This is a genomic window from Bacteroides faecalis (genome assembly GCF_003865075.1).
In the GTDB taxonomy this organism is placed as follows: Bacteria; Bacteroidota; Bacteroidia; order Bacteroidales; family Bacteroidaceae; genus Bacteroides; species Bacteroides faecalis.
Window position 1 is genome coordinate 122,472 of the sequence record NZ_BHWB01000004.1, and the last position, 23,891, is coordinate 146,362.

The window sequence follows — 23,891 nt, forward strand, 5'->3', positions numbered from 1 at the left end:
AAATTAATATTTTATTCTATATTCTTTGTAAAATAAATATAAAAAAATAGCAACTGCCGGTTTAATAAACATATTAGAAGCAGAAATAAAGCTTGGTATAATTGCAACAGCTGCAAATATTATCACTAAATTCCTTCTATACTTATCTGAAATACTTTTAAATTTGAAGAAAGGATAAATAAATATCAAATTCACCAATAAACCTCCTATAACCCCAAAATAAACAAAATGTTGAATCAGGGAGTTATGAGGATGATATGAATTATCTATTACATCAACATTTTCTGCTGATGCAGCCAATCTATAATATTCACCACCCATTCCCCATCCCCAAAAAGGTTTCTCTGCAATCATATTAAAGCATTCATTCCAAATGTCATTTCTACCAGTGGAATCGGTAACCGACCCATTTAGCATCATTAAAAGAGTTCGACTTTGTATTCCTAAATCATCTAAAACAAGTGCTACACTATTTAGAAATAAATCACCTAAAAATACAAAAGTGACAATAGATAAGCAAAATAAAATTGATAACCCCACCTTACTTAAAGTAAACTTGCTGTCAAAAAAGTATTTGTATACAATAAAAAAGAACACAGGAAGTAGAGCACCTCTATTAGCATACACAATTATCAACAGTAAATCAATCACTATCAATATAAAATAACCTAAATTCTTCTTTTGAAAAAACTCATTCAAATGAAATAATGTAGGAATTACAAAATTAAATCCGAAAAACATATTATACCCTGTAGTACCATAAATTGTTAATGGATGAAAAACAAACATCAAAATCAGTAATACCCATAACAGGTACGAACCATAATGGAAAGTTTTATATAAAATTTCGTATTTATTAACAGAATATGCAAATACACCTACAGGAATCCACCATGCAAAAGTCAAGAAAGCCGTTTGATTAATAATAAGATTAGTAGGCTCTCCCCTTAGTATTGAACTTAAAAAAGAAAACACATAAAGTAAAAAAAATACAGAATATGACTTGATAAGAAGAGATTTTGCCCTTTTTATGACCTCCTTAATACATGAAAGAAAGGAAAAAACAATTAGCAATCCAAAAATTGCACTTAAGATTCTACCTGCTTGTGATGATGCATCAATACATATAACCTTTAATGTAGAGTTAGCTACAGATAAAAGAAAATATGAAAAACAAGCATATGAAATACGTTTATCCCAATAATCTTCCTTTGAATTAATCTCAATCAGATTCTTTCCGAACATATTAAACAAAAAGATTTTTGAATAAAGTATTCCACATTAAATAAATATTTTTAGAATCATATTTTTTAGATTTCTCACATGCAATAGCACTCATTTTATTCCTGAGATCTTCATTTTCCATTAAATAACCAAGTTTATTTGCATATGTTTGTATACTAAAAGGATCAACTAAATAGCCATTTACACCATCTTCAATTAAAGTTGAGGCCATTGAAAAACTATTAAACGCAAATGGAACAGAATAATTAGCCATTCCTTCTAATGTTACTAAAGAAAAAGATTCAAAGATCGAAGTAACACATATTATTTTTCCCATTTTATAATACGGATATGGATTTATTCTACCTTTAAACTCAACCCTCTCTAATTTTAACTGATCAGCTTCCTCCTTTATATCTTCAAATGATGGACCGTCACCTAACATAAACAAACGCCAGTTTTTGTGCTCATTTTGCAACAAAGACCAAATTTTTAGCATATAATCAGGCCTTTTAATATAATAATCAAAGTTACCCGCCCATATAACTAAATTTTCTTTTTTAGGTAATTCCTCATTCTGCTCTACTTCAATACAATTAGGAATACAAGATAATTTATCTACATTCTTCAAACCAGACATAATTTTAAATTCTTGCAAATGACCTTCATCCAGTAAAACAATTGCATCATTATTCTTGTATATATATCGTATTGTATTTCTATTTCTTAATATATAACATTTGACTAACAACTTATTAATTGCCTTATATGATAGTATTTTAAATATTATATCGATTTTTCTCTTCTTCAAAAGATATTCTTTATAATAAGCAAAATTATAAATCTGATTTAGGATACAATTATGAAAGCAAGAAACTATTTTAAAACTCAGAGATGACTTTTCCCTACTCTTTACAAGAAGCAAAGTATAGTCCCTTATATTTCCTACTTGATTAACAACTATATCTATTTTATTCTGATTTAAGAATATACATAAGAATTCTACATTATTCTTAGTAATCAACGTTTTTTCATCAGGTAAAAACACTTGATTATCTAAATATTTAGCTTGATTTTTATGTTTTGCACCCAAATACCAAACATTATGTCCACTCTTTTGAAATAATTCACCCAATGTATATGTAATACGAGGCATACCACCACTTTCTGGTAATATCTCATTACCATGAAAAAAAACTATATTCATTCTCCTCTCAATTTATTCAATAATTCATCAAAATTATAACTGCAAGAATATAATTGATTTAATTTACGGTTATTGCATGATTGCGCACTAACATATAAGTAAAAAATACCCTTATCAACTACGGCTGTTGGTTTATAAAATCCAGTCAATCCACATTTCTGCATCTCAGAGTTTGTAATCAGGGGTTTTTGAAAGGCTTTAAAATGAATATAGTCTGTACTTTCAGCTAAAATTATATCAGCATTACATTGGCTCGTTTGAATAACAGCATATAAATTATTCTTCCACTCAAAGAAATCACAATGCCAAGGTGTATAAAAACAATTAATATTACTAATTTTATAAGTACCCCAATATTTATAATTTCCATCTACATTCTTTGATTCATAAATAGATATACCGTAACTAATAGTCTGATTATAAATATGCAAAGCAGAAGAAAATGCTAAAAATACATTTGAAAATTTATTTAAAAATCTATTTTTGAATATAAACTTCTCATTCTTAAATCTTAAATGCATTGCATAACATCTATAAGAATCTCCTATCTTTATAAAACAAGGAGAAACAGCCGGATCAATATAAAGATCTTTTGATTCAATAATAGGTTGATGCATCTCAACACTTGTATCAGAGGTGTACTTTTTTACAAAAATTCCTCTCTGAAACCCTCTTTCCAGAACTGTCCTCGTATGATTTTCTCTCCAAAAAATATAACAATTATCATTGTCAAATAAAAGACTTGGATCGGAATTATATCCTTCAACATGTGCCCCCTTTACTTGCTCAAAGACCTGCCAGCTATCTAAATCACCTATAGAATAACATAAATAAGGGTTTTCAACATTCTCATCTGCAGCATAATATGGGGTATATGTCAGCCACCATTCTTTACCTCTAAAACCAAGTGATTTTCTCACACAGGGATGCACCACATCACCATTGCAGATAAGTTTATTACCATTTAAAACTTCGCACTTATTTAGTTTTTTAACAATACAATCTGTAGGTTTCCCAAAAATTGAATAAATACATACTCTATATATATACAATAATTTCCTTAACATTTTACTTAGAAATCGAATCATTGAGAAATTTTCTTGAATCCAATCTTAATTTATCTAACTTTGAATTTACACTTTCCCAGTCAATGTCATAGTCAATTTCCTCTTGAGGAAGTTTGATTAGTCGCCTTGACAACCCCAATTGAGATAATAAATCGGCAGCTCTGGAATCTACACTTTTAGATATTGAAATGACATAAAAGGGAACATTATACAATAATGAAAAAGCTGTACCATGAAAAGAAGTAGTTACTACAAATTTAGCATTCCTAAACAAAGTAACAAAGTCTATAGGACTAGCCCATTGCATATACTTGTTAGGACGAAAAAGCATTTTTGAAAAGTTAATAGATGATGGCAATTCTATTATTTCCCAATCATTTCTTTTTGCTATATCAGCCACAAATTTTTGTATCGCCTTATTTTGAGACATAATCACCTGATATACTAAAATATAATTCTTCGCCACTTCAAATCCTTTAGATTTGATATTGTCAAAATATTCTCTCCCTGCCATCAATGTGGGATCAAGAACTTTTTCAATCCGTTTATCTTGCATCCTTTCTAACAATAAGGATTGCAGTTCTTCTTCTCTAACACTAATAGCATCAAAATTATTCAATAGCTCTATATTAGAAGAACTACCAAAAGTTTCATTCATGTTTTCTGATGCTGATGCCGCATACGAAATTTTCTTAGCCCCTTTTTTAGTAGAAAAATCACCCCAGTAATATCTATCAACACCACCTGTAAATATAACATTCCACACTTGATCACTGCCTATGATAAATAAATCAAAATCAAGTATATCATTATCAGATAATATTTTACGAGATAAATTCAAGTAAGTATCAGCAAATCTTCTAAAAAGATTTCTTCTTTTTATCCTCAATAATATATGAGGTAAATAAATAATATTAACTGCTAATCGCTTTAGCTTACTATATATCCCCTTAACTTTCATTGAACAGAACAATTTCCCCATTACAGGAGGAACATAATCAACCACACAGGTTTCATAACCTTGTGAACTTAAATATTCTTGTAAAGCATAAGCTTGCAAAACAGCCCCGTAGTTCGATGCTCGATGAAAAGTAAAAATCCCAATTTTCATATATTATAATCGCTTCAATGAATGGTGAAAAAATCTTCTATATTCTGTCGTTTTGATACAGCAATATCAAAGTGCTTAGATGGTTCTCCTACAACTACGATCAAAACAATCGTTTCCTCTTCTGGAATATTGACTATTTTCCGTAATTTTCTATCATCTTTAGGCAAAACACTCCAATTTAATATGCAAGAGGCTATCTTATAATAATGCAAAGAATAGCATAAATTCATTGTAAAAATCCCGGTATTTGTAAATGCATCGTTATATTCCTTTACTCCTATCATACGGATATCTACACTAAGAATAAATAATTGTGATACTAAGTGACCAAAACCATTATTGCCCGTATGTACCGCTAAAATTTTCTGGACAATCTTATAATCAGAAAAGAAATGACACTTTACAGCTTGTCTATTACATGCAGAAGGAGCATTTTTTGCCAATTCAACCGATTTTATTATATTACTAATATCTGCCGGACCTGCAAAATCTCTAACTGAGTGTCTTGATTTAGCAAAAATAGGAAAAGAGGCATTAAAATGAATAAAATATTCAGAATCCGACATCTTAATTTGCTTAAACGATTCTATATCAGAATAATTAAGAACAAATTCTTTTAATTTAGAATTAAAAGAATCCGGCAATTGAAAGTTTTCTCTTTCATGCAAACTAATATATTCTTTTAATAAACCTATCGCATACACATATTCTTCTTGTTTCTCATAACATTTAGAGGTATTCAAAAAATCAATTAAATCATTGATTCTTGACTGGCCAAACCCTAACCGCATATTGGGCATTGTCAATCCTTTTTCTAAAATATGACATCTGACCCTTAGCGAAGCCTTCCATCCATTCAAAGTATTAGTAGATGATACATATTTATATGAACGAATGAAATGATAAAAACTAATGTAAATAACTGATGAAATCCTAAGATATTTTGCATATATCTTCACTAAATGTTTTTTAATGCTGTGAGGCAAAATCATGTTATCTATTTTTAAAATTTAAGATTATTAAAAAGAGATCTCGTAAAACTTTAGATTTACTCAATAACAATATTGTAGTAATAGCTCTTTTTAAACATACAGATCTCTTCTCATTTGAGTACTTGTTCAGTATTTCTATGAATTCAGAAGAGAACCCGTCTTGATATATATACAAATATTGAAATACAAACTTTATTACAAGCTTATATTTTACAGTTGCAGCCAAATTAAAATACTCTGCTACGTCCATCTTTTGAATAGAATATCTAATAGCAAAATCTATTTTATGTTTGATTGAATCCGTGTGAGATAGAGAACCTTTCCTTATTCTATAAACCGTAGTTAAATCTTCTAAAAATGCATATTTACCATTCAAAGCAAAAATAGATAATAGAATCATTGCTTCGCCTGGAACACGTTCACCAGAATACAATGATTTGCATTTTTTTAGCATCTGAATAGTTTCTTTGTTTCTAAACAATATGCTACTCACCACCGGGAAAAATGAGAAATTCTCATATAATACTGACTTTATCATTTTTTTTCCCTTCGTACGCAGTAATGGACTTTCCCATTTATTGATATCCAGAAAAGTTCCTGACTCTTCAAAAAACTTACGATAACCAGTTAGTACAACAGATATATCCGGACGTGAATTAAGTATAACATACTGTTTTTGTAACTTATACTCATCAATCCAATAATCATCACCTGCACACGTAGCTATGTATCTACCTCTACATTCATTAAAAAAAGCTGTAAACAAATTCCCTATAAGTCCCAAATTTTTTTCTCGACGTACATAATTTATTAAATACGGATAATTATTCTGGTACAACTCACAAATCTGTCGAGTACAATCAGTACTACAATCATCAGCAACTACTATTTCAAACGAAAAATCTGTTTTTTGAGATAAAATAGAATCTATTGTTTGCTTTATATATTGACCTTGATTATATATAATTATTAAGACAGTAACTTCCGGAATACTATTTATATCACATACTTCATTATCCATATAAATACAGTTGAATTATAAACCACACTTTGAAAAATCATTAATCAACATATTGCTTTGAAACATACTTCATCATTATTGAATTCTAATGAACTTCAAGTATTAATGATATCAACTTCTGTATAAAATAATTTTTTCTGCTTAGTTTTTACCTATACAGCTATACTCAAATCCTAAGTTCTCCATTTCCCGCGCATCATAGATGTTACGACCATCGATAATAACAGGATGATTCATCGATTTTATAATTATACCCCAATCAGGCAGTCGAAACTGCTTCCACTCAGTAAGGAGCAATAAAGCATCAGCTCCCAATACAGCAGCATACATGTCGGCAGCATAATCTACCATGTCACCAATGCGACGATAGCATTCGTTCATAGCTACAGGATCGTAAACACGCACTTGGCAACCAGCTTCTTTTAGCAACTTAATAATAATAAGGGCGGTAGACTCGCGCATATCATCCGTTTCAGGCTTGAAAGCTAACCCCCAAATGGAAATAATCTTACCCTGTAACGCCCCTCCATAATGTTTACTTAGCTTTTGAAAAACAATCTTTTTTTGATACTCGTTCACATCCTCTACAGCATTAAGCACATGCATCTTGTAACCACTCTTCTCAGCAGTCCTGATTAAAGCTTTAACATCTTTTGGAAAGCAACTACCGCCATAACCACAACCTGGATAAAGAAATTTGGAACCAATGCGGCTATCTGCACCTATCCCCTTTCGCACCATATTCACATTAGCACCTACCCGCTCACAAAGATTAGCAATATCGTTCATAAACGATATGCGAGTAGCCAGCATTGAGTTAGCAGCATACTTGGTCATCTCAGCTGAAGGAATATCCATAAAGATAACACGAAAGTTATTTAATAAAAAAGGGCGATAAAGTTTAGTCATTAACTCTTTAGCTTTTTCACTTTCCACACCTACTACCACACGATCAGGAGACATAAAGTCTTTAATGGCAACACCTTCCTTCAAAAATTCAGGGTTAGATGCTACATCAAATTCTATTTGTTCACCTCTTTTATCCAATTCCTCTTGAATAGCGGTTTTTACCATAGTAGCTGTACCAACAGGCACAGTACTCTTCGTTACCAGTACGGTATATTTCTTTATGTTTTGGCCAAACTGACGAGCCACAGCAAGCACATATTTAAGATCGGCTGAACCGTCCTCGTCAGGAGGAGTCCCCACAGCAGAGAACACAATATCCACATCATCGAGAACAGAGGTCAAATCTGTCGTGAAGTTCAAACGACCTTCACGACAATTACGCATTACCATTTCTTCGAGACCAGGCTCATAAATAGGAATCTGTCCGTTCAACAATTTGTCAATCTTCTCTTGATTAACATCCACACAAGTCACGTTTACGCCCATCTCGGAAAAACAAGCACCCGATACCAACCCTACATAGCCTGTGCCTACAATAGCTATATCCATATTGTTTAATTACTAATTCATCTTAAATATTTTTCTGCACCTATACACAGAATAGTTATCCCCGCCATTCATTTATTACCTTCACTACTGTTTTCACCTCATCCATAGTAATAGCCGGACCAATGGGTAAACTCAGTTCGTGAGCAGCAATGTACTCAGTAATAGGCAACGAAATATTATTCCACTCCTTGTAACACTCTTGCTTATGCGGAGCAATCGGATAGTGAATCACCGTCCCCACCCCGTTCTGTTCCAAATAGTCATGCAACTCATCACGTTTTTCACAGAAAATAGGAAAGAGATGGAATGCATTACTTTCATAAGGGAGTGTTTCCGGCAGAGAAACTTGCGGATGGTTGAGATGTTCGATGTAATAACGAGCCACTACTTTGCGACATTCATTGTCCTTCACTAAGTATTTCAGCTTCACTCTAAGAACAGCTGCCTGAATTTCGTCGAGACGACTATTACGACCAGCATATTTGAAAACATATTTTTTCTGTGAACCATAGTTGGCCAAAGTACGCACCACATCTGCCAATTCTTTATCGTTAGTAGTAATAGCACCACCATCGCCTAACGCACCCATATTCTTACCGGGATAGAAACTGTGTCCTGCTGCATCCCCCAGTGATCCGGTCTTCTGACCATCAGAAGTCAAACAACCATGTGCCTGCGCATTATCTTCTACCAATTTCAGATTATGATTCTTACAAATACTGGCTACTTTTTCGTTCCAAGCCAAACGACCATACAAATGGACTATGATGATCGCTTTTGTACGAGATGTGATAGCTTCTTCTATCTTATCTTCATCAATCTGCAATGTATTAAGTTTAGGCTCTACAAACACCGGCTTCAAACCGTTCTCGGTAATAGCCAAAATGGTAGCAATGTATGTATTAGCTGGGACTATAACTTCATCACCCGGTTGCATCACGCCCATCTCGATGTATGCACGAAATATCCATATCAACGCATCGAGACCATTGGCACACCCCACAGTATATCTTGTACCAATAAACTTAGCGTATTCCGCTTCAAACTTTTCGTTTTCTTTACCCTGCAGATACCAGCCGCTATTAACCACCCGGCTCACCGCTTCATTAATTTCTGCTCCGTGAAGGGCAGTAACATCTTTTAATGATAGAAATGAAATCATATTATATTTTATGTTTTAAACCGTTTTTATCTTTAAAATTAAAATCAAGAATTTCACCTGAAATTGTCACATAACCTTTACATACAGCAGGATTACCAAACCACAACGAATGAGCAGGAACATTCTTTGTAACTACGCTACCAGCCCCAATCATAGCATATTCTCCCACTTCAATACCTGCCAAAAGTGTTGTATTGGCACCAATAGTACATCCTTTCCGAAGTATTATACCTTTACATTCATAATCTATATTACCAGAACGTGGATGCAAGTCATTAGTAAAAGTAACATTAGGACCTATAAATACATTATCTTCAATACGGGCACCGTCCCATATCTGTACACCAGATTTTACGGTTACTTGATTACCAATGATAACATCATTCTCAATAAACACATTAGCGCAAATATTACACTGATTGCCAATTACTGCATTTTTCAAAACAACACAAAACTGCCAGATTCGAGTATCAAATCCGATCTTAGAGCTCTGAACGTCAGCTAACGAATGAATCATTTTTGTTTAAATTTTAAAAAACTATCATAATCTCTAATATAATCTACTTCGTCATATTCATGCGAAGCCAGTACCAAGCAGACAGAACCAGAGGAAAAATCATCCAAATCGCGCCAAATACCAGGTAATACATAAAGTCCTTGATTGGGACGATTTAGCAAAAACGTGCGCTTCACATTACCATCATCAAGAGTTACTGTAAAGCTGCCACTAGCCGCTATAATAAGCTGACTCAATTCTTTATGTGCATGTGAGCCTCGGCTTTCACCACTAGGAACATCATAGAGATAATAGGTACGACGCACCTCAAAAGGTATATCTTTATTGTTTTCAACCACCGTGATATTACCTTTACGATCACTGTGATGCTTGTCTAATTTAATAATGGTACAATCGTAAACAGTATTTTTATTCATGGATATAAGATTTAAACTGTACATAATCGCGGATATAGTCATTCGCATTGTAAAGTGTAGAAGAAAGCACTAGAGCCAAGCTGTTAGTAGAGAAATTATTCATTTCACGCCACATTCCCTTGGGCACATAAAGTCCGTAGTAAGAACGGTTGAGCGAGAAAGTCTGTCTCTGCTTACCATCGTCCAGCACCACATCAAAACTACCAGAAAGGGCAATAATGAACTCCTGATTTTCTCGATAGGCATGTCCACCACGAGCTTCACCACCTGGTACGTCATATATCCAATAACTGCGTTCTATTTTGAACGGTACATGCCTGAACTGCTCTGCATAAGAGAGATTTCCTCTTGCATCGAGAATCTTGGGAAGATTAATGATAATAGGCTGATCCATATTAATAATTATTTATTTGAGACAAATATTATTTTTTTAAACACAATAATCATACACAGTAAATAAAGGATATAATTTGCCAAGTATGCTTGTGTTAGCCCTATTGTGCCATTAAATTGCATACATAAATACCCTAAAACTATAAATGATAAAGAAAAAAATATTTCAGTTGTAATAAATGCTTTGGTCATAGCTTTAGCGACCATTACAAAAGAAAGAAGCCAACTACAAATCTTAAAAAAATCACCAAGCATCTGCCAAATAAAGAAATTCTCCATAGGATAAAATTCTGGAGAAAAAAGTAACCAAATAATAAAATGTCGCAATATGTATATAGCAATAGTCGCTGTCAATAGTATCGGCACAATGACTTTATAGCATTTAAATATCTCATAACGCAATTCCATATTATCTTTTATTTCTGACAAACGAGGCAAATAGTAAACTGAAAAGGAACTGGTGATAATACTTAAATACATATTGGATATACGATTCATTCCTTCCCACCAACCAGCCTCAGTAATCGAGATTTCAGAAATGACATAGCCACGAAGTAATATCTGACTTACAGGAGTAATCGCCAAGGATGTCAATGTCATCAATGAATAACGAAGGTATTTGCGAGTAATTTCCGAATCAAACTTTCCTCTGAAATTTTCAAGTTTCAGCCACACACATTTACGACACATCCATAATGTCACAAAAAACATTACACTTTGGAAAGTTACAGCATTAATCATAGCCCCAGTAAGTCCAAATAAAAGAACCAAAGTTACAGAAAAAATCAGCCCAATTATTGTACCGCAAATATTGACTACTACATACTTTTTAAACTCTTTATAACCATTGAGTATTGAAAGCAGAAACGCATTCAGCGTATAGAAAATAATCGTAAAACCAAAAAAGACAAATACATACCCAAAATCATCAGACAGCATAATCCATCGACTTAACTGATTGTGCAAAAGTATCAAAACTAAAGCCACAATGACAGTAAAGAAGAGCGTTATACGTAATGCATTGGACAATAGCCTAGAGATAGCAAATTTATCTTCCTTATATTCAGATACATATTTTGTTATACCACTATTAATTCCACCATTAGCGAGACCTAACAAGATACTACTTACGTTATTCAATTGTCCCAATAAAGCTACACCTGCCGGTCCAATGATTGCAGCTACAACTTTCACACTAACTATACCTGCCAGCATCCTTACAAAAGTAGAGATAGCATTTAAGGAGAAGAATTTTATAATATCTACCTCTATTAATTTATGGAGTAGACATTTTATATAGTTCATAAATCTATGAATAGCAGATGATTGTTTTAATAAATGGAAAAAACACTTCAAGAATCGTAAAATAATGCTTACCAGAATGTGACCTCACATATTAAAATAGCCATAATTATCTATTCCCAATAATAACTAAACCATCTATAGACGTTTCTATAATATTCATAATAGATTCAAATTATCAACTATTAGCCACTTCGTCAATAACTCTCAGCAAATACTGGCCATATTGATTTTTTAACATCGGCTTTGCTAATTCTTGTATCTTATCAGAAGTTATCCAACCTTGACGTAGTGCAATACTTTCAAGACAAGCCACCTTCAATCCTTGACGTTTTTCGATAACTTCAATAAAAGTACTTGCTTCTGAAAGGGAATCATGCGTACCGGTATCCAACCACGCAAAACCACGCCCCAATAACTGTACTTTCAATTCATCATTATGTAGAAACCAATCATTAACTGTTGTTATTTCCAGTTCTCCACGAGCAGAAGGTTTTATATTTTTTACAACTTCTACGACTTTATTGGGATAAAAATAAAGTCCCACTACTGCATAATTACTTTTAGGATATAATGGCTTCTCTTCAAGACTCAGTACATTACCTTCTTTATCGAATTCCACGACACCATATCTTTCAGGATCACTCACCCAATAGCCAAACACTGTTGCTTTTTGTTCTTCTTCAACCAAACGAACTGACTCTTGCAGTGTACGCGTAAAACCCTGACCATAAAAGATATTATCTCCTAAAACCAAACATACAGAATTCCCTCCTATAAATTTTTCTCCAATAATGAAAGCTTGAGCCAAGCCATCAGGTGATGGCTGCTCAGCATATTCAAAATGTACTCCATAGTCAGATCCATCACCTAAAAGACGTTGGAATCCAGGCAAGTCATACGGAGTAGAGATTATTAGTATTTCACGAATCCCTGCTAACATGAGTACAGAAATTGGATAATAAATCATCGGCTTATCAAAAACCGGCAAAAGCTGTTTACTCACTCCTTTAGTGATGGGATACAATCGAGTACCAGAGCCACCTGCTAAAACAATACCTTTCATAAAAAATAATAAATACTTTTGACTATGTTCCAAACAAAATATACAGATAATAACTCATAACTAGAAAATAAAACAAGCCTTATAAAGGAATTGCTTCGACTCTAATCCAATACTTCAAATCGAGAATTCTTAGATATAAATTCAGGTACGATCTTTTTCATCAAAGCAACCGTATTCATGATCTCAACATTACGAGCAAGATTCTCAAAATCAGCATAAGCCTCCAAAACATCATCATACTCATAACGACGAACTTTAGCGATCTTGATCTTCTTATTGGAGGTTGGAAGAGTGTTCTCTTCAGTACTCAATAACTCTTCATACAACTTTTCACCTGGACGTAAGCCTGTAAACTCAATCTTTATGTCTTCATCTAGACGATAGCCTGCCAACTCAATCATACGCGTTGCCAAATCTACAATCTTAACAGGCTCACCCATCTCAAAAACAAAAATTTCATTACCTTCACCCATCATACCGGCTTCCATCACCAAACGACAAGCCTCGGGAATAGTCATAAAATAACGAATAATATCAGGATGAGTTACAGTTACAGGACCGCCATTTTCTATCTGTTCCTTGAAACGGGGGATCACAGAACCATTACTACCTAAGACATTTCCAAAACGAGTTGTGATAAATTTGGTCTTACCTTCTACTTTACCTTCTTTGATAGCGGTTCCCAAGCTTTGAACATAAATTTCAGCCAGACGTTTGGAAGCTCCCATCACATTCGTTGGATTGACAGCTTTATCCGTAGAAATCATGATCATTTTCTCTGCTTCATATTCGACTGCTATTTCAGCAACTTGACGGGAACCGATCACATTAACATAGACAGCTTCGCAGGGATTCTCCTCCATCAGAGGAACATGTTTATAAGCGGCTGCATGGAATACAATTTGTGGATGATACAGTTCAAAAACCATACGTATACGTTGCTTGACACGAACATCACCTATAACCGGAACAAAATCGATGTTCGGATATTTCTTCTCAAACTCCAAACGGACATTATGAAGAGGGGTTTCGGCAGAATCAAACAAGATCAATTTACGAACCCCTATTTGGGCCAACTGCCTGCATAACTCGCTACCGATACTTCCGGCAGCTCCTGTCACCAATATTGTCTTATTACAATATTCGGAAGCAATCTCATCCATATTGATTTTGATTTCTTCACGTCCTAACAGATCTTCTATTCTGATAGGACGGACAAATTGATGAAAAAGTCCGTTCGCATCAGCTTCACTGATTGAAGGAGCGATTAAAGTCTTTACACCACTACTTTTACAATACTCAAGAAGACGGTTCTCTTCCTCTTTGATGGATTCATTTCGAGCAAACAGAATGCCTTGAATATGATGCTTTTTTATTAAAAGATCAAAACTCTCTTTATTACTAAAAGAATAAACCCGAGAGTCTACAAGTATTCTACGGCTATGGTCACGACTATAGATACAAAAACCGGCTATCTTATAGTGAGAACTGTTACGTAAACGGGTTTTTAGAGCGACACTTTTGTCATCGGTTCCATAAATAAGAATCTTGGTATCTGTTTTACGGACAATGCCAATCAGGGATTCATAGGTGACAATAACTAGTACCCGAAGACCGATCAGAGTGATCAAGGTAAGCATTCCGTCAGAAATGACAAATACCAAATTCTGACTACCAAAAAGTTTGTCTTCCTTGAAAAAGAAGAATACAAATATTGCCATGCATGCTGTTTTAAACAGGACACTACATGTGACCCGCCATAGGTCCTTTATCTCGGAATAGCGAATCGTATTGCGGAAGGTATTGAATATCAGATCTCCGATTATGCTGGACAGTAAAGCAACAGCGATCACCTGAATCAATTGAATAGTATTCCATTCTATACCTGTTATATAATGAATACCGATAAAAGTAAACAATGTGCATAAGCTGGCTATGACTGTATCTACCCCTAAAATCAGCCAGCAACTAAAAAAATTCCGACTGGTATATTGAAGGAACTTTTCTAATGATTTCTTCATGATAATATTTTATATTTATTCCCCATTAAACATTATGCAAGCTCTTTTTTCAGCTTATTCAAAATATCTTTTACCCATAGTTTCCATACAGATATGATAGCTACAGACAAAAACACAAAAAGAATCACATACATTTTCTTTCCAGTACCGGAAGGTTGTTGTGGAACGACGGCAGGCTCGACTATAGCAAAGACAGGTTTTTCTTCCTGAACTTTAGCACGCGCTACCTGTAATTGGGTAGCAACCTGGCTGTAGACTTGATAGGCCAGACTCATATCGTTTTGCAAACGTTCCTGTTCGGCACGAACACTTTGAAGGATCAGATTGTCATGGGTATCCACATATTCCGCATATTTCTTTTGGGCGGTATAGTATTCATCCTGACGTTCCTTAAACAGTTTTTCCAGATAAATACAATCTTCTTTAGCTTTAGAAGTGCGATAGCCGATTATACATTCCTGCAATTTATGAACAACAGAATCGGCAACAGATGCAGCAACCTTAGGGTCCTGCAAAGTAACAGATATGCTGGTGATAGCTGTCTTCTTGTCTACTGTAGCCGATATGTTTTTCTTCAAAGCATCTATTTTTCTTTTTTCCTCTTTGGTTAATGTGATTGTTCCCGATTTCTGTTTATCAGTAGCGGTTTCTTCATTGTCAGATATAAACAATGATTTCACACCACTTATCACTTTGCCGGGGATACCTAAAATGTAATCCCACCAAGGAGAAGACTGGGTATCCAAATAAGAAGTTAAAGTTATATCCTCACCCTTATCCACAGCAGGAACGTTAATCTCAAATAGTTCCAACAAAAAAGGAGTAGAAGATACAATGTCAGACGAAAGAGAGGCATTCAATGCATCTGTACCATCGCCAACTGTGGCTCCACTGCCTAAAAAAGAAGCGGCAAGACCGGCAAGACCATTGTTTCCTTTGGAATTACCCATTTCGGGGGATAAAGTTACTTTGACAGTATATTGTCTGGGAATACTCAAAGCAACTATTATACCTATAACCAAGCCTATTCCCGCAGTTTTGTACAAAGTTTTACGGATACATATTAGTTTGCGCAAGATATCCATCAAATCAATTTCCATCTCATCAGTTTTCGAGGCGTTAGATACAGATGGGAGGTCTTTGGCTAGTTTCTGTTCTGTCATGGTAGATATCTGTTATTTCTTTATCAGGTTAGCAATCGAAGCAATCATCATACCCAGAGAACTGAACGAAGTGGCATAACCCAGTATTTCTCCTACATTAGTACGTTTCTTCGATTTACTCGGAACTATGATCTCACAGCCGGGCTCGATCTGTTTCTTAGCATTACCCTTTACCCGGGTCACCTCTCCGTTCATGTAGACAATGAACTTCTTACTTTTCTTAGCATTATCCGAATAGCCGCCAGCTTGATTCAAATAATAATCAATATTTTTCCTTCCAAATAAGAAACGGTATTAGGAACCATCACAGCACCATTAATAGTGACTGTATTGGTATTCTTCGGAATGGAAATGACATCGCCTTCTCGTAAAACAATATTGGAACTGCTTTGAGGATTACGAAGGGCTTTCTCCAAATCAATACCTACGGTAAAAGTACTATCAACATCTATTCCCAGAGAATCCATCATCTCCTCTCCTAACTGGCGACGCATCAGACGAATTACATCTCCCATACGTTTTTTTTCATCGGCATTAGCTACTCGAGTCAGTTTGGCACCACGTAAGTAAGCGTAATTTGTAGCACCGCCGGCCTTATTCACCAAATCAGAGAGACGTTCTTCGCGGCTAGTCAAGGCATAAGTACCACCAAACAATATCTCACCTTCTATACCTACGTTTTGTTGTGCCTGGTAACCCGGACTGCGACGGACATAGACTTCATCATAGGGCTGAAGAACAAAACCGGGCTGACCGTCGATGACAAAACCGTCTTTCAAGGAAAAAGAGAACATTTGGCCAATGGTGTCGTTATCGGCCGTACTACGGGGATTCTTGATGCGTCTGGTTACATCAACGCGAACGGTTGAAGCGGCCTCGCGTAAACCACCTGCTTGAATGATCAGGTCCTCTAAGGTCATGTTATCGGCATAAGGATAGGAATCGGGGTTGGCGACTTCACCATGAACGGTGATATTTCCTCGGTCGGACAAATCATGAATGCTGGGGATATATAGGATATCGTTCTTTTGCAAGGCGATATTAGGAGAAGTGCCGTCCATGATGGACTTGATATCGATGGGTAATACTTCGGTGGTTAAATCATCATGCTGACGGTATAAAACTGAACGGTTCAGGAAAGCATCACCGGTCAGACCTTGGGCTTCATTCACCAGTTCACGAATGGTATTCAGGGTACCGCTCAGCTGGTAGATACCGGGACGATAAACTGCACCGCGAACTTCAAGCTTGTTGGTGAAGCGGTTCAGGATGGCTTCGGCGGTTACTACATCACCGTTACGCATCTTATAGATGCTATAATCGATATCTTTGACTGTATTTACTTCGTATTCCTCACCATTCTGGCGTACAACACGCAAAGAACGGGTATAGGCGTCGGCATCAAAGCCACCGGCGTATTTGATTAAGGTGGAAAGGGGTTCGTCTGGCTTCATTTCAAAACGCATCGGGCGTTTTACTTTACCGCTTAGCTTTACCAGAACGTCATAGGCAGGAACGATGACAACATCGCCTTCCTGAAGACGGATGTCATCTTGGGCGTTGCCTTTCATGATGAATTCGTAGACGTCGATGGTGGTAAGTTTCTTGCCATTGCGCACTAGTTGGACGTTGCGCAGACTACCGATATCACTCACACCGCCTGCACGATAGAGGGCGTGGAAGACTGTGGAGAAAGCGGAAAGGGCGTAGGTACCGGGTTGAACGACTTCTCCCATGATATTTATCTGGATGGTACGGATATTGCCCAGGGTCAGGCGAATATCGGAACTCGGATCGGTAGCGTTATTAAGGCCGTTATAGATTTTATTCAACGATTTCTTCAGATAATCATTGGCTTCAGAAACGGTCAGACCACTCAGATAGACAGGACCGATCTTCTGGATATTAATCGTTCCGTCAGGAGAGATAGCTTGACGGATGGTATTCTGGCTGGCGCCCCAGATATCAATAATGACTTCATCGCCGGGGCCCAAGCGATAGTTAGGCGGAGTAGCAAGATTGGAACTTGGTTCAAATGTCAGATTTCTAGTATTAAAGATATTGCGTCCGAATACTTGATCTTCGCGGGATAAATCTTGAGTACTGGGATGGTCTTCCAACATGTCGGAAGTGTTTTCCTTCATCTCTTCGCGAAGGCGAGATTCATTTATATCTGTACCGGTAGCATTGGAGGTGTTTACATTATTCTGTTTCTCGTATAATTCTTTTACTCGAATGGCTTGTTCCTTGGTTACACCTTTACGGGCTAATTCTGCGGCCATTTGTTTCTGTTCCTTGCCTTGTTTGATACCCTCTTTGACATATTCAAGGACTTGCTCGTCGCTCATAGTCTGAGCCATCAGAGAAGGGCTACTACACAGCAGTAAAGAAAATAGAAATAGGCGAAATAAATTTTGTATTTTCATTTATTATTTAGAAATTTTCAATTGGTTCAAACGATTCGGTCAATTCATGGTAGACGGTCAATAGTTGTTCTTTTAAAGAAGAAGTGGAAAGCGTTTGGAGGATATGCCGGGAACGAACAAGAGTATTATATTTCTTCGACTCTTCTTCCGGATTGGCATACATAGAAACACTGTATCCCAACAATAAAGCTAAACATAGAGAAGCATCCTGCTCCATTGTCTCACCCCGCAAGGGATATAATTCATTAAGCTGATTATGAATGCTTTGGTGTAGTTGAGAAACATCATCGGAATATAAGTAACACACGTCACTCCCAACAGGAAGTAACCGCCGCACAGAACGTAACAGGTGATCTATTTTCTCCTGTAAAACGACAGCATCCATCTTTTTAAACGGCAGGGGCTTTGACTGATTCCACATAACCGATAGGCATATCGACACAGGCGCAACCCAGCATATCCAGGCGAACGGCAATTTTACTTTTGCCATCCATAGTCACCAGCTCACCAACAAGACCGGCCAAAGGACCTTTGATCACACGAACTTCTTCACCGCGAGCCAAAGGAGTGCTGTTCATGTGAACGGCTTTTTCTGAATAATCAAGCATAAAACGGAAACGGGCCATCTGGTCATCTGGAATGACCGTAGGAGTACTTTCACCGCGCATCACCATATAGCGGCTGACTGTTGAGAGGGTCAAGACTTCCATGCGTTCTTTGGGAGTGGCATGAACAAAGACCATCATAGGAAGAAGAACAGCTTCTACTTTTTTACGACGGTCACTCCATTGATGGATTTCCTGCTGAACAGGAATAAAACTGTCAATCCCCATTTTGCCCAAACGCTCGGCGACTTTCTTCTCGTGGTGCATACGAACCATTGCAACGTACCAACGTTTTGGGTGTGCTACGCCTTCCCCTGTCCCATAAATAGGCCCAGCAATTACTGATTTTTTTTCTAATGAAATCATATTTTTTACCCCATATTCATCCGTTACTTCTTAGGTAACGGATGAATATGGGGTAGCTATAAAAGAGTATTAATCTTTAGTGATCGAGGGTATTCTTTTGAAAACAAGACATATAACTTCTGAACATGAAGATTGGACCATTTCATGTTCAGATATTTATTTGCCATATATTGAGAAGAAAAAGAGATTTTTATTTGCTGTCTATATATAATTTTGTCTATCTTTGCGCTGAATTCACATCCGTTACCTAAGAAGTAACGCACATAATTCATTACTATAAATCAACAATTTACACAAATTCACTTAGTCACAAAATAATTTTTCACGTAAAATAAATTCTTCCTATTAACTTCTGTACGTTCTTGAAGTTCAAAACCTTTAAGATAAATCTGAGTGGTTTTGATAGAGGTATGCCCCAATGACTCACTTATCATTTCAATCGGGACTCCTCGATATTTTGCTGTAGTAGCCCAAGAATGACGAAGTGTATAGGAAGTAACAGGAGAACGCAACTGTAATGTACGAGCCAAGCTTTTCAAGCAATTATTAAAATTCCGAAGAGCCGACTGATACTCACGATAAGCTCTTTGATCTTTCCGTCTTTTGTCACCGCGAAGTATTTCAAAAAGATAATCCGGACACCCTGGGCAGGGAGGCATACGATTACGAAGCCGGTCAATCATATTCTTGGCTGTATCCAATACTTCTACACACATAGGAGTTTTAGTCTTGATACGGTTATAATGCAGAATATTTTGCTCCAATGCCGTTTTCTCAAGATGGGCAAAGTCTGCAAAAGACATTCCACAAAACTGAAACATCAAGGCAGCTATAGTCTGGGTACGACGTAAACGTTCTGAACCCGGATCTTTATAAAGCAATTTATGTAACTCAGAGACAGGTAAAGCCTTTTTCTGTCGAACATCAACTCCTGTATAAACATCATGAAACAAGCGGGGAACATAGGGAGCACTTCCCGACTCTACTCCCCGATTATAAATACTACGTAGCATCCTCATGTAGGTAGAAATCGTATTAGGCTTCAACCCGCATTCATAAAGATATTGCCCATAACAACGCAACCGTTCCCGGGTTATCTGACTAAAAGATATCCAAGATGTATCACAAAACTTACAGAAAGAATACAGAGCATGCTTATAGACATGCGCAGTCGAAAAACGTCCTTCTTCCTGCAATCGATCGATGTACTGTTGAGCACATCGACTAAATCCATTTCTGGTCTTCATTTGCATCACTAATTATTTTATATATACAATATTTGGCGGAAACAAAGAAGAGTACTTTTTTATGTTTGACAAGCATTCACCAAATAGAATTATTTTAAAATTAATTAACATTGTTAAAAATTAGCAAATTATGGTAAGTAAAAACTCGTCTCCCAAAGGGGCAAAAAGACAAACGAAAATGATTGAAAAAATGAGTAAAAAGCGTATTCAGAGACATTACAACGATGAAATCATCAGTGAAGAAGAACTGGAAAATAGAGGAGGAATTATAGGAAATAAAGTTGAATATTTGAATCTGCATTTAAAAAAGTTCTTCGAAAAACATCTCTATTATCATCATCTCAAAACTTTGAGTGATTTAGCTCTATACATCTATCGTGAAAAGAAATTGTATTATTCAAAACACAATGGATTTAAACTAATGGAATACAGCAGTATACTAACAGAACTTTCTACCCTAAGCAAATCTGAGCAAAAGTTATTGAAAGAACAAAAAGAAGAGAGTAGAATGAACACCCAAAAGTACAAAAACAGGAAACGTAAAAAAATAATTGCGTAAATGAATGGGGAATCATACTTTTGTCGCCGTTTTCAACCGGCTGAAGATCTGAAATGATATCCCTAAAAATAGTGACACTATCAAGATGCGATAGTGTCACTATAATAAAGAAATGGCTACACTATATCAATAAAATAGTGTCACTATCTTTTAAGGATATGTTATCCAATAATTAATATCAGTAAAGATTTACAAAACAAAGAATTATGAATAAGAAATTAGACAAAAGTACAATTAGATTTTTTAAGTTAGTATGGAAAAGACGTATTATAGCTGAAAAAGGATTTTCAGAGAAAGAAGCAGAAAAAATTGTCATAAAGAGTATAGAAGTAACAGAACGCATGCTTTACGGACACGCAATGATAGCATTCTATAAACAAGACGGGACATTCTGTATGGAGCAAGGCACCCTTATTGGATATGAAAAATTCTTTCATCGAAAGTTTATTCTTACGGCAAAACAGGAATCAATAATCTATTGGAGTGAAGAACAACAAGCATGGAGAAGATTTATGATCGGCAACTTGCTGGAATGGAAACCTGTTGTTTAACTTTTAATAAAATAAATAAACTATGAGTATTGATCATAAAGGAATCCCCTATTTCCCAATATACGCTACTTTCTTTGAAGAAGAAGTCATTGAATTGTTAGAAGCTCAATATGGGATCCGGGCATCTTACATCGTCATGAGGTTACTATGCAAAATTTATAAAGAAGGATATTATATCTCTTGGGGACAGGAACAAAGCCTTATTTTCATCCGTAAAATTGGAGGAGAAATACAAGAAAAGACAATGGATAAGATTATTCAAATATTATTGGAAAAAGAATTTTTCGATAAAGCAAGCTACGAAAAGTATGGAATCCTAACTTCAGAACAGATACAGAGGGTTTGGTTAGAAGCTACTGTACGACGTAAACGTGATTTCTCTAAATTGCCTTACCTATTATCAAATCCATATGCTAGTTCCAAAAATTGTAAACAAAAAGAAGAAATGAACAACGAAAATGCTGACAATTCTTCTGTTCAAGTTGGATTGATTTCGGAAAATGCAAACAATTTCGAACAAACTAAACTAAACAAAACTAAAACACCTATAGAGGAAGAAGAATTAACCAACATTTCGGTGGAAATTCCGGGATATGCATATAATCAAGCCACACACAACTTATCGGGGCTATTGGAAAGCATGGAACGCTATAAAATAACTGTCCAGAAAGAAAGAGAAACTATCTTAATGTTATCAGACTACGGAAAGAAGGGAACGCAAGTTTGGAAAATATTCGCCAATACCAACTGGAGTAAGATAGGAGCACCTGGAAAGTATATCATTTCCATATTGGGAAGCAAACATTAACGATCTAAATAACTTAATAAATAACAGAAGTATATTGAAAGAGGTTGTATTCACTTCACAAAGATGAACACAACCTCTTAATTATGTATATTTACTATTCGCTTATACGTATGTTTCCAGCAATTTCACATTTCCTCCTACCGGAGTAATCGTTACATCTTGTGTAGTAGCAGGAAACAAAACAGATTCACCTGCATTCACCGTCAATTCATTACCTTCATTATCTCTTAATTTACAAGATCCTTCCATACAAATAAAAATCACAAAAGAATCAAGCTCAGAATAATCACAATTTATTTCTTCTGTCAGATCATACACAGATGTTGTAAAGTAAGGACATGCAACCAATTCCACTGGTTCGTCTTTCACTGCATCGTATTTTGTACGGTAGTCATCCAGTACATCGTAATCGATAGCTTCGCGTGCCAGATCAGTATGAAGTTCACGAGTCTTTCCGTTAGCATCCTTACGATTGAAATCATAAATACGATATGTGATATCAGAAGTTTGCTGAATTTCAGCTATAAACGAACCGGCACCGATGCTGTGAACACGTCCTGCCGGAAGGAAAAACACATCCCCCGGATGAATTTCATATTCCTGCAACACATCAGTAATCGTGTTATTGAACACACGTTCTTTATATTCTTTAGGAGTAATTTGCTCAGAAAAACCTGAACGTAATTTAGCTCCCTTATCCGCATCTACCACATACCACATTTCTGTTTTACCCATTGAGTTATGGCGTTTCTTTGCCAAATCGTCTGACGGGTGTACCTGAATAGATAGATCCTGTTTGGCATCAATAAACTTGATCAACAAAGGAAACTTGTTACCGAAACGGGCATAATTCGCTTCGCCTACCAGCTCTTCGCGATACCTTTTCACCATATCGGTTAAAGTTAAACCTTTGTCCGGGCCATTGGCCACAACAGATTCATTATTTTCTACGCCGGAAATCTCCCAGCTTTCTCCTACTCCTTTCAAGTCTGAATTCAAATGCTTAAATGGAATAATCTTGTCGCCCCCCCAAAGCGTCTGCTTCAGAATAGGTTCGAATTTTAATGGATACATTTTAGTTTTTCTTGTTATAAACTTAGATTAAATTCGTCTGGATTGTAACAATCCGGGGACAAACATACGAAAAATAGTTCAAATTTAAATAAAAGATGAAATTTAAATTCAATCAAAATCCAGATTATCAACGAG

Annotated in this window: 22 protein-coding genes and 1 pseudogene; 3 read left to right on the forward strand and 20 right to left on the reverse strand. The window is 35.8% G+C overall.

The window, feature by feature from the left end:
* Positions 1–3: 3 nt before the first annotated feature.
* From EJF25_RS08475 to EJF25_RS08565, 19 genes and pseudogenes are all read right to left on the reverse strand, one after another.
* Complete coding sequence (locus EJF25_RS08475; RefSeq protein ID WP_125040867.1) at positions 4–1,245, reverse strand: O-antigen ligase family protein; 1,242 nt, start codon at positions 1,243–1,245, stop codon at positions 4–6.
* A 1-nt stretch (position 1,246) separates the two neighbouring features.
* Positions 1,247–2,431, reverse strand: coding sequence for a glycosyltransferase (locus EJF25_RS08480; RefSeq protein ID WP_125040868.1), 1,185 nt, complete (start codon positions 2,429–2,431; stop codon positions 1,247–1,249).
* Positions 2,428–3,519: a hypothetical protein gene (locus EJF25_RS08485; protein ID WP_125040869.1), complete on the reverse strand. Its 1,092-nt coding sequence runs from the start codon at positions 3,517–3,519 to the stop codon at positions 2,428–2,430. Before EJF25_RS08485 ends, EJF25_RS08480 begins: the two co-directional genes overlap by 4 nt.
* The gene (locus tag EJF25_RS08490) at positions 3,500–4,609 is read right to left on the reverse strand and encodes a polysaccharide pyruvyl transferase family protein (protein ID WP_125040870.1); all 1,110 of its coding nucleotides are present in this window, start codon (positions 4,607–4,609) and stop codon (positions 3,500–3,502) included. The genes EJF25_RS08485 and EJF25_RS08490 overlap by 20 nt, the downstream gene beginning before the upstream one ends.
* A gap of 14 nt (positions 4,610–4,623) precedes the next feature.
* Positions 4,624–5,601, reverse strand: a complete 978-nt coding sequence (locus EJF25_RS08495; protein ID WP_125040871.1) for a nitroreductase family protein — start codon at positions 5,599–5,601, stop codon at positions 4,624–4,626.
* Between the two features lies 1 nt (position 5,602).
* Positions 5,603–6,622 carry a glycosyltransferase family 2 protein gene (locus EJF25_RS08500; protein WP_125040872.1) on the reverse strand — a complete coding sequence of 340 codons (1,020 nt, stop codon included), beginning with the start codon at positions 6,620–6,622 and terminating at the stop codon, positions 5,603–5,605.
* 141 nt (positions 6,623–6,763) lie between these two features.
* Entirely contained in the window at positions 6,764–8,080 is a 1,317-nt protein-coding gene (locus EJF25_RS08505; protein ID WP_125040873.1) for a UDP-glucose dehydrogenase family protein, read from the reverse strand.
* A gap of 55 nt (positions 8,081–8,135) precedes the next feature.
* Entirely contained in the window at positions 8,136–9,242 is a 1,107-nt protein-coding gene (locus EJF25_RS08510) for a DegT/DnrJ/EryC1/StrS family aminotransferase (protein ID WP_125040874.1), read from the reverse strand.
* A 1-nt stretch (position 9,243) separates the two neighbouring features.
* Positions 9,244–9,759: an acyltransferase gene (locus EJF25_RS08515; protein ID WP_125040875.1), complete on the reverse strand. Its 516-nt coding sequence runs from the start codon at positions 9,757–9,759 to the stop codon at positions 9,244–9,246.
* Positions 9,756–10,175 (reverse strand): sugar 3,4-ketoisomerase, encoded by a 420-nt coding sequence (locus tag EJF25_RS08520; RefSeq protein ID WP_125040876.1) that lies wholly within the window; start codon positions 10,173–10,175, stop codon positions 9,756–9,758. The genes EJF25_RS08515 and EJF25_RS08520 overlap by 4 nt, the downstream gene beginning before the upstream one ends.
* Positions 10,168–10,569, reverse strand: coding sequence for a sugar 3,4-ketoisomerase (locus tag EJF25_RS08525; protein ID WP_125040877.1), 402 nt, complete (start codon positions 10,567–10,569; stop codon positions 10,168–10,170). Before EJF25_RS08525 ends, EJF25_RS08520 begins: the two co-directional genes overlap by 8 nt.
* An 8-nt stretch (positions 10,570–10,577) precedes the next feature.
* On the reverse strand, positions 10,578–11,873 hold the full coding sequence (locus EJF25_RS08530) for an O-antigen translocase (protein WP_125040878.1): 1,296 nt from the start codon (positions 11,871–11,873) through the stop codon (positions 10,578–10,580).
* A 175-nt stretch (positions 11,874–12,048) separates the two neighbouring features.
* The gene (rfbA, locus tag EJF25_RS08535) at positions 12,049–12,936 is read right to left on the reverse strand and encodes a glucose-1-phosphate thymidylyltransferase RfbA (protein WP_125040879.1); all 888 of its coding nucleotides are present in this window, start codon (positions 12,934–12,936) and stop codon (positions 12,049–12,051) included.
* A 101-nt stretch (positions 12,937–13,037) separates the two neighbouring features.
* On the reverse strand, positions 13,038–14,957 hold the full coding sequence (locus EJF25_RS08540; protein WP_125040880.1) for a polysaccharide biosynthesis protein: 1,920 nt from the start codon (positions 14,955–14,957) through the stop codon (positions 13,038–13,040).
* A gap of 32 nt (positions 14,958–14,989) precedes the next feature.
* A complete protein-coding gene (locus EJF25_RS08545; RefSeq protein ID WP_125040881.1) occupies positions 14,990–16,120 on the reverse strand; it encodes a chain-length determining protein in 1,131 nt (376 codons plus the stop codon).
* Positions 16,121–16,132: 12 nt separating this feature from the next.
* A pseudogene (locus EJF25_RS08550) lies at positions 16,133–18,546 on the reverse strand (SLBB domain-containing protein).
* Positions 18,547–18,553: 7 nt separating this feature from the next.
* Entirely contained in the window at positions 18,554–18,967 is a 414-nt protein-coding gene (locus EJF25_RS08555) for a UpxZ family transcription anti-terminator antagonist (protein ID WP_235016758.1), read from the reverse strand.
* Positions 18,936–19,517, reverse strand: a complete 582-nt coding sequence (locus tag EJF25_RS08560) for a UpxY family transcription antiterminator (protein ID WP_125040882.1) — start codon at positions 19,515–19,517, stop codon at positions 18,936–18,938. Before EJF25_RS08560 ends, EJF25_RS08555 begins: the two co-directional genes overlap by 32 nt.
* A gap of 299 nt (positions 19,518–19,816) precedes the next feature.
* A complete protein-coding gene (locus EJF25_RS08565) occupies positions 19,817–20,770 on the reverse strand; it encodes a tyrosine-type DNA invertase cluster 3b (RefSeq protein WP_125040883.1) in 954 nt (317 codons plus the stop codon).
* Between the two features lie 124 nt (positions 20,771–20,894).
* On the opposite strand from EJF25_RS08565, the gene EJF25_RS08570 reads away from it, so the two are divergent.
* The 3 genes from EJF25_RS08570 (at position 20,895) to EJF25_RS08580 (ending at position 22,682) form a co-directional block, all read left to right on the forward strand.
* A complete protein-coding gene (locus EJF25_RS08570) occupies positions 20,895–21,323 on the forward strand; it encodes a DUF4119 family protein (protein WP_125040884.1) in 429 nt (142 codons plus the stop codon).
* Positions 21,324–21,529: 206 nt separating this feature from the next.
* A complete protein-coding gene (locus tag EJF25_RS08575; RefSeq protein WP_125040885.1) occupies positions 21,530–21,874 on the forward strand; it encodes an SH3 beta-barrel fold-containing protein in 345 nt (114 codons plus the stop codon).
* A 22-nt stretch (positions 21,875–21,896) separates the two neighbouring features.
* The gene (locus tag EJF25_RS08580; RefSeq protein WP_125040886.1) at positions 21,897–22,682 is read left to right on the forward strand and encodes a DUF4373 domain-containing protein; all 786 of its coding nucleotides are present in this window, start codon (positions 21,897–21,899) and stop codon (positions 22,680–22,682) included.
* Between the two features lie 102 nt (positions 22,683–22,784).
* Here the strand turns inward: EJF25_RS08580 and EJF25_RS08585 are convergent, their stop codons facing one another.
* Positions 22,785–23,756 (reverse strand): type I phosphomannose isomerase catalytic subunit, encoded by a 972-nt coding sequence (locus EJF25_RS08585; RefSeq protein ID WP_125040887.1) that lies wholly within the window; start codon positions 23,754–23,756, stop codon positions 22,785–22,787.
* Positions 23,757–23,891: the final 135 nt, after the last annotated feature.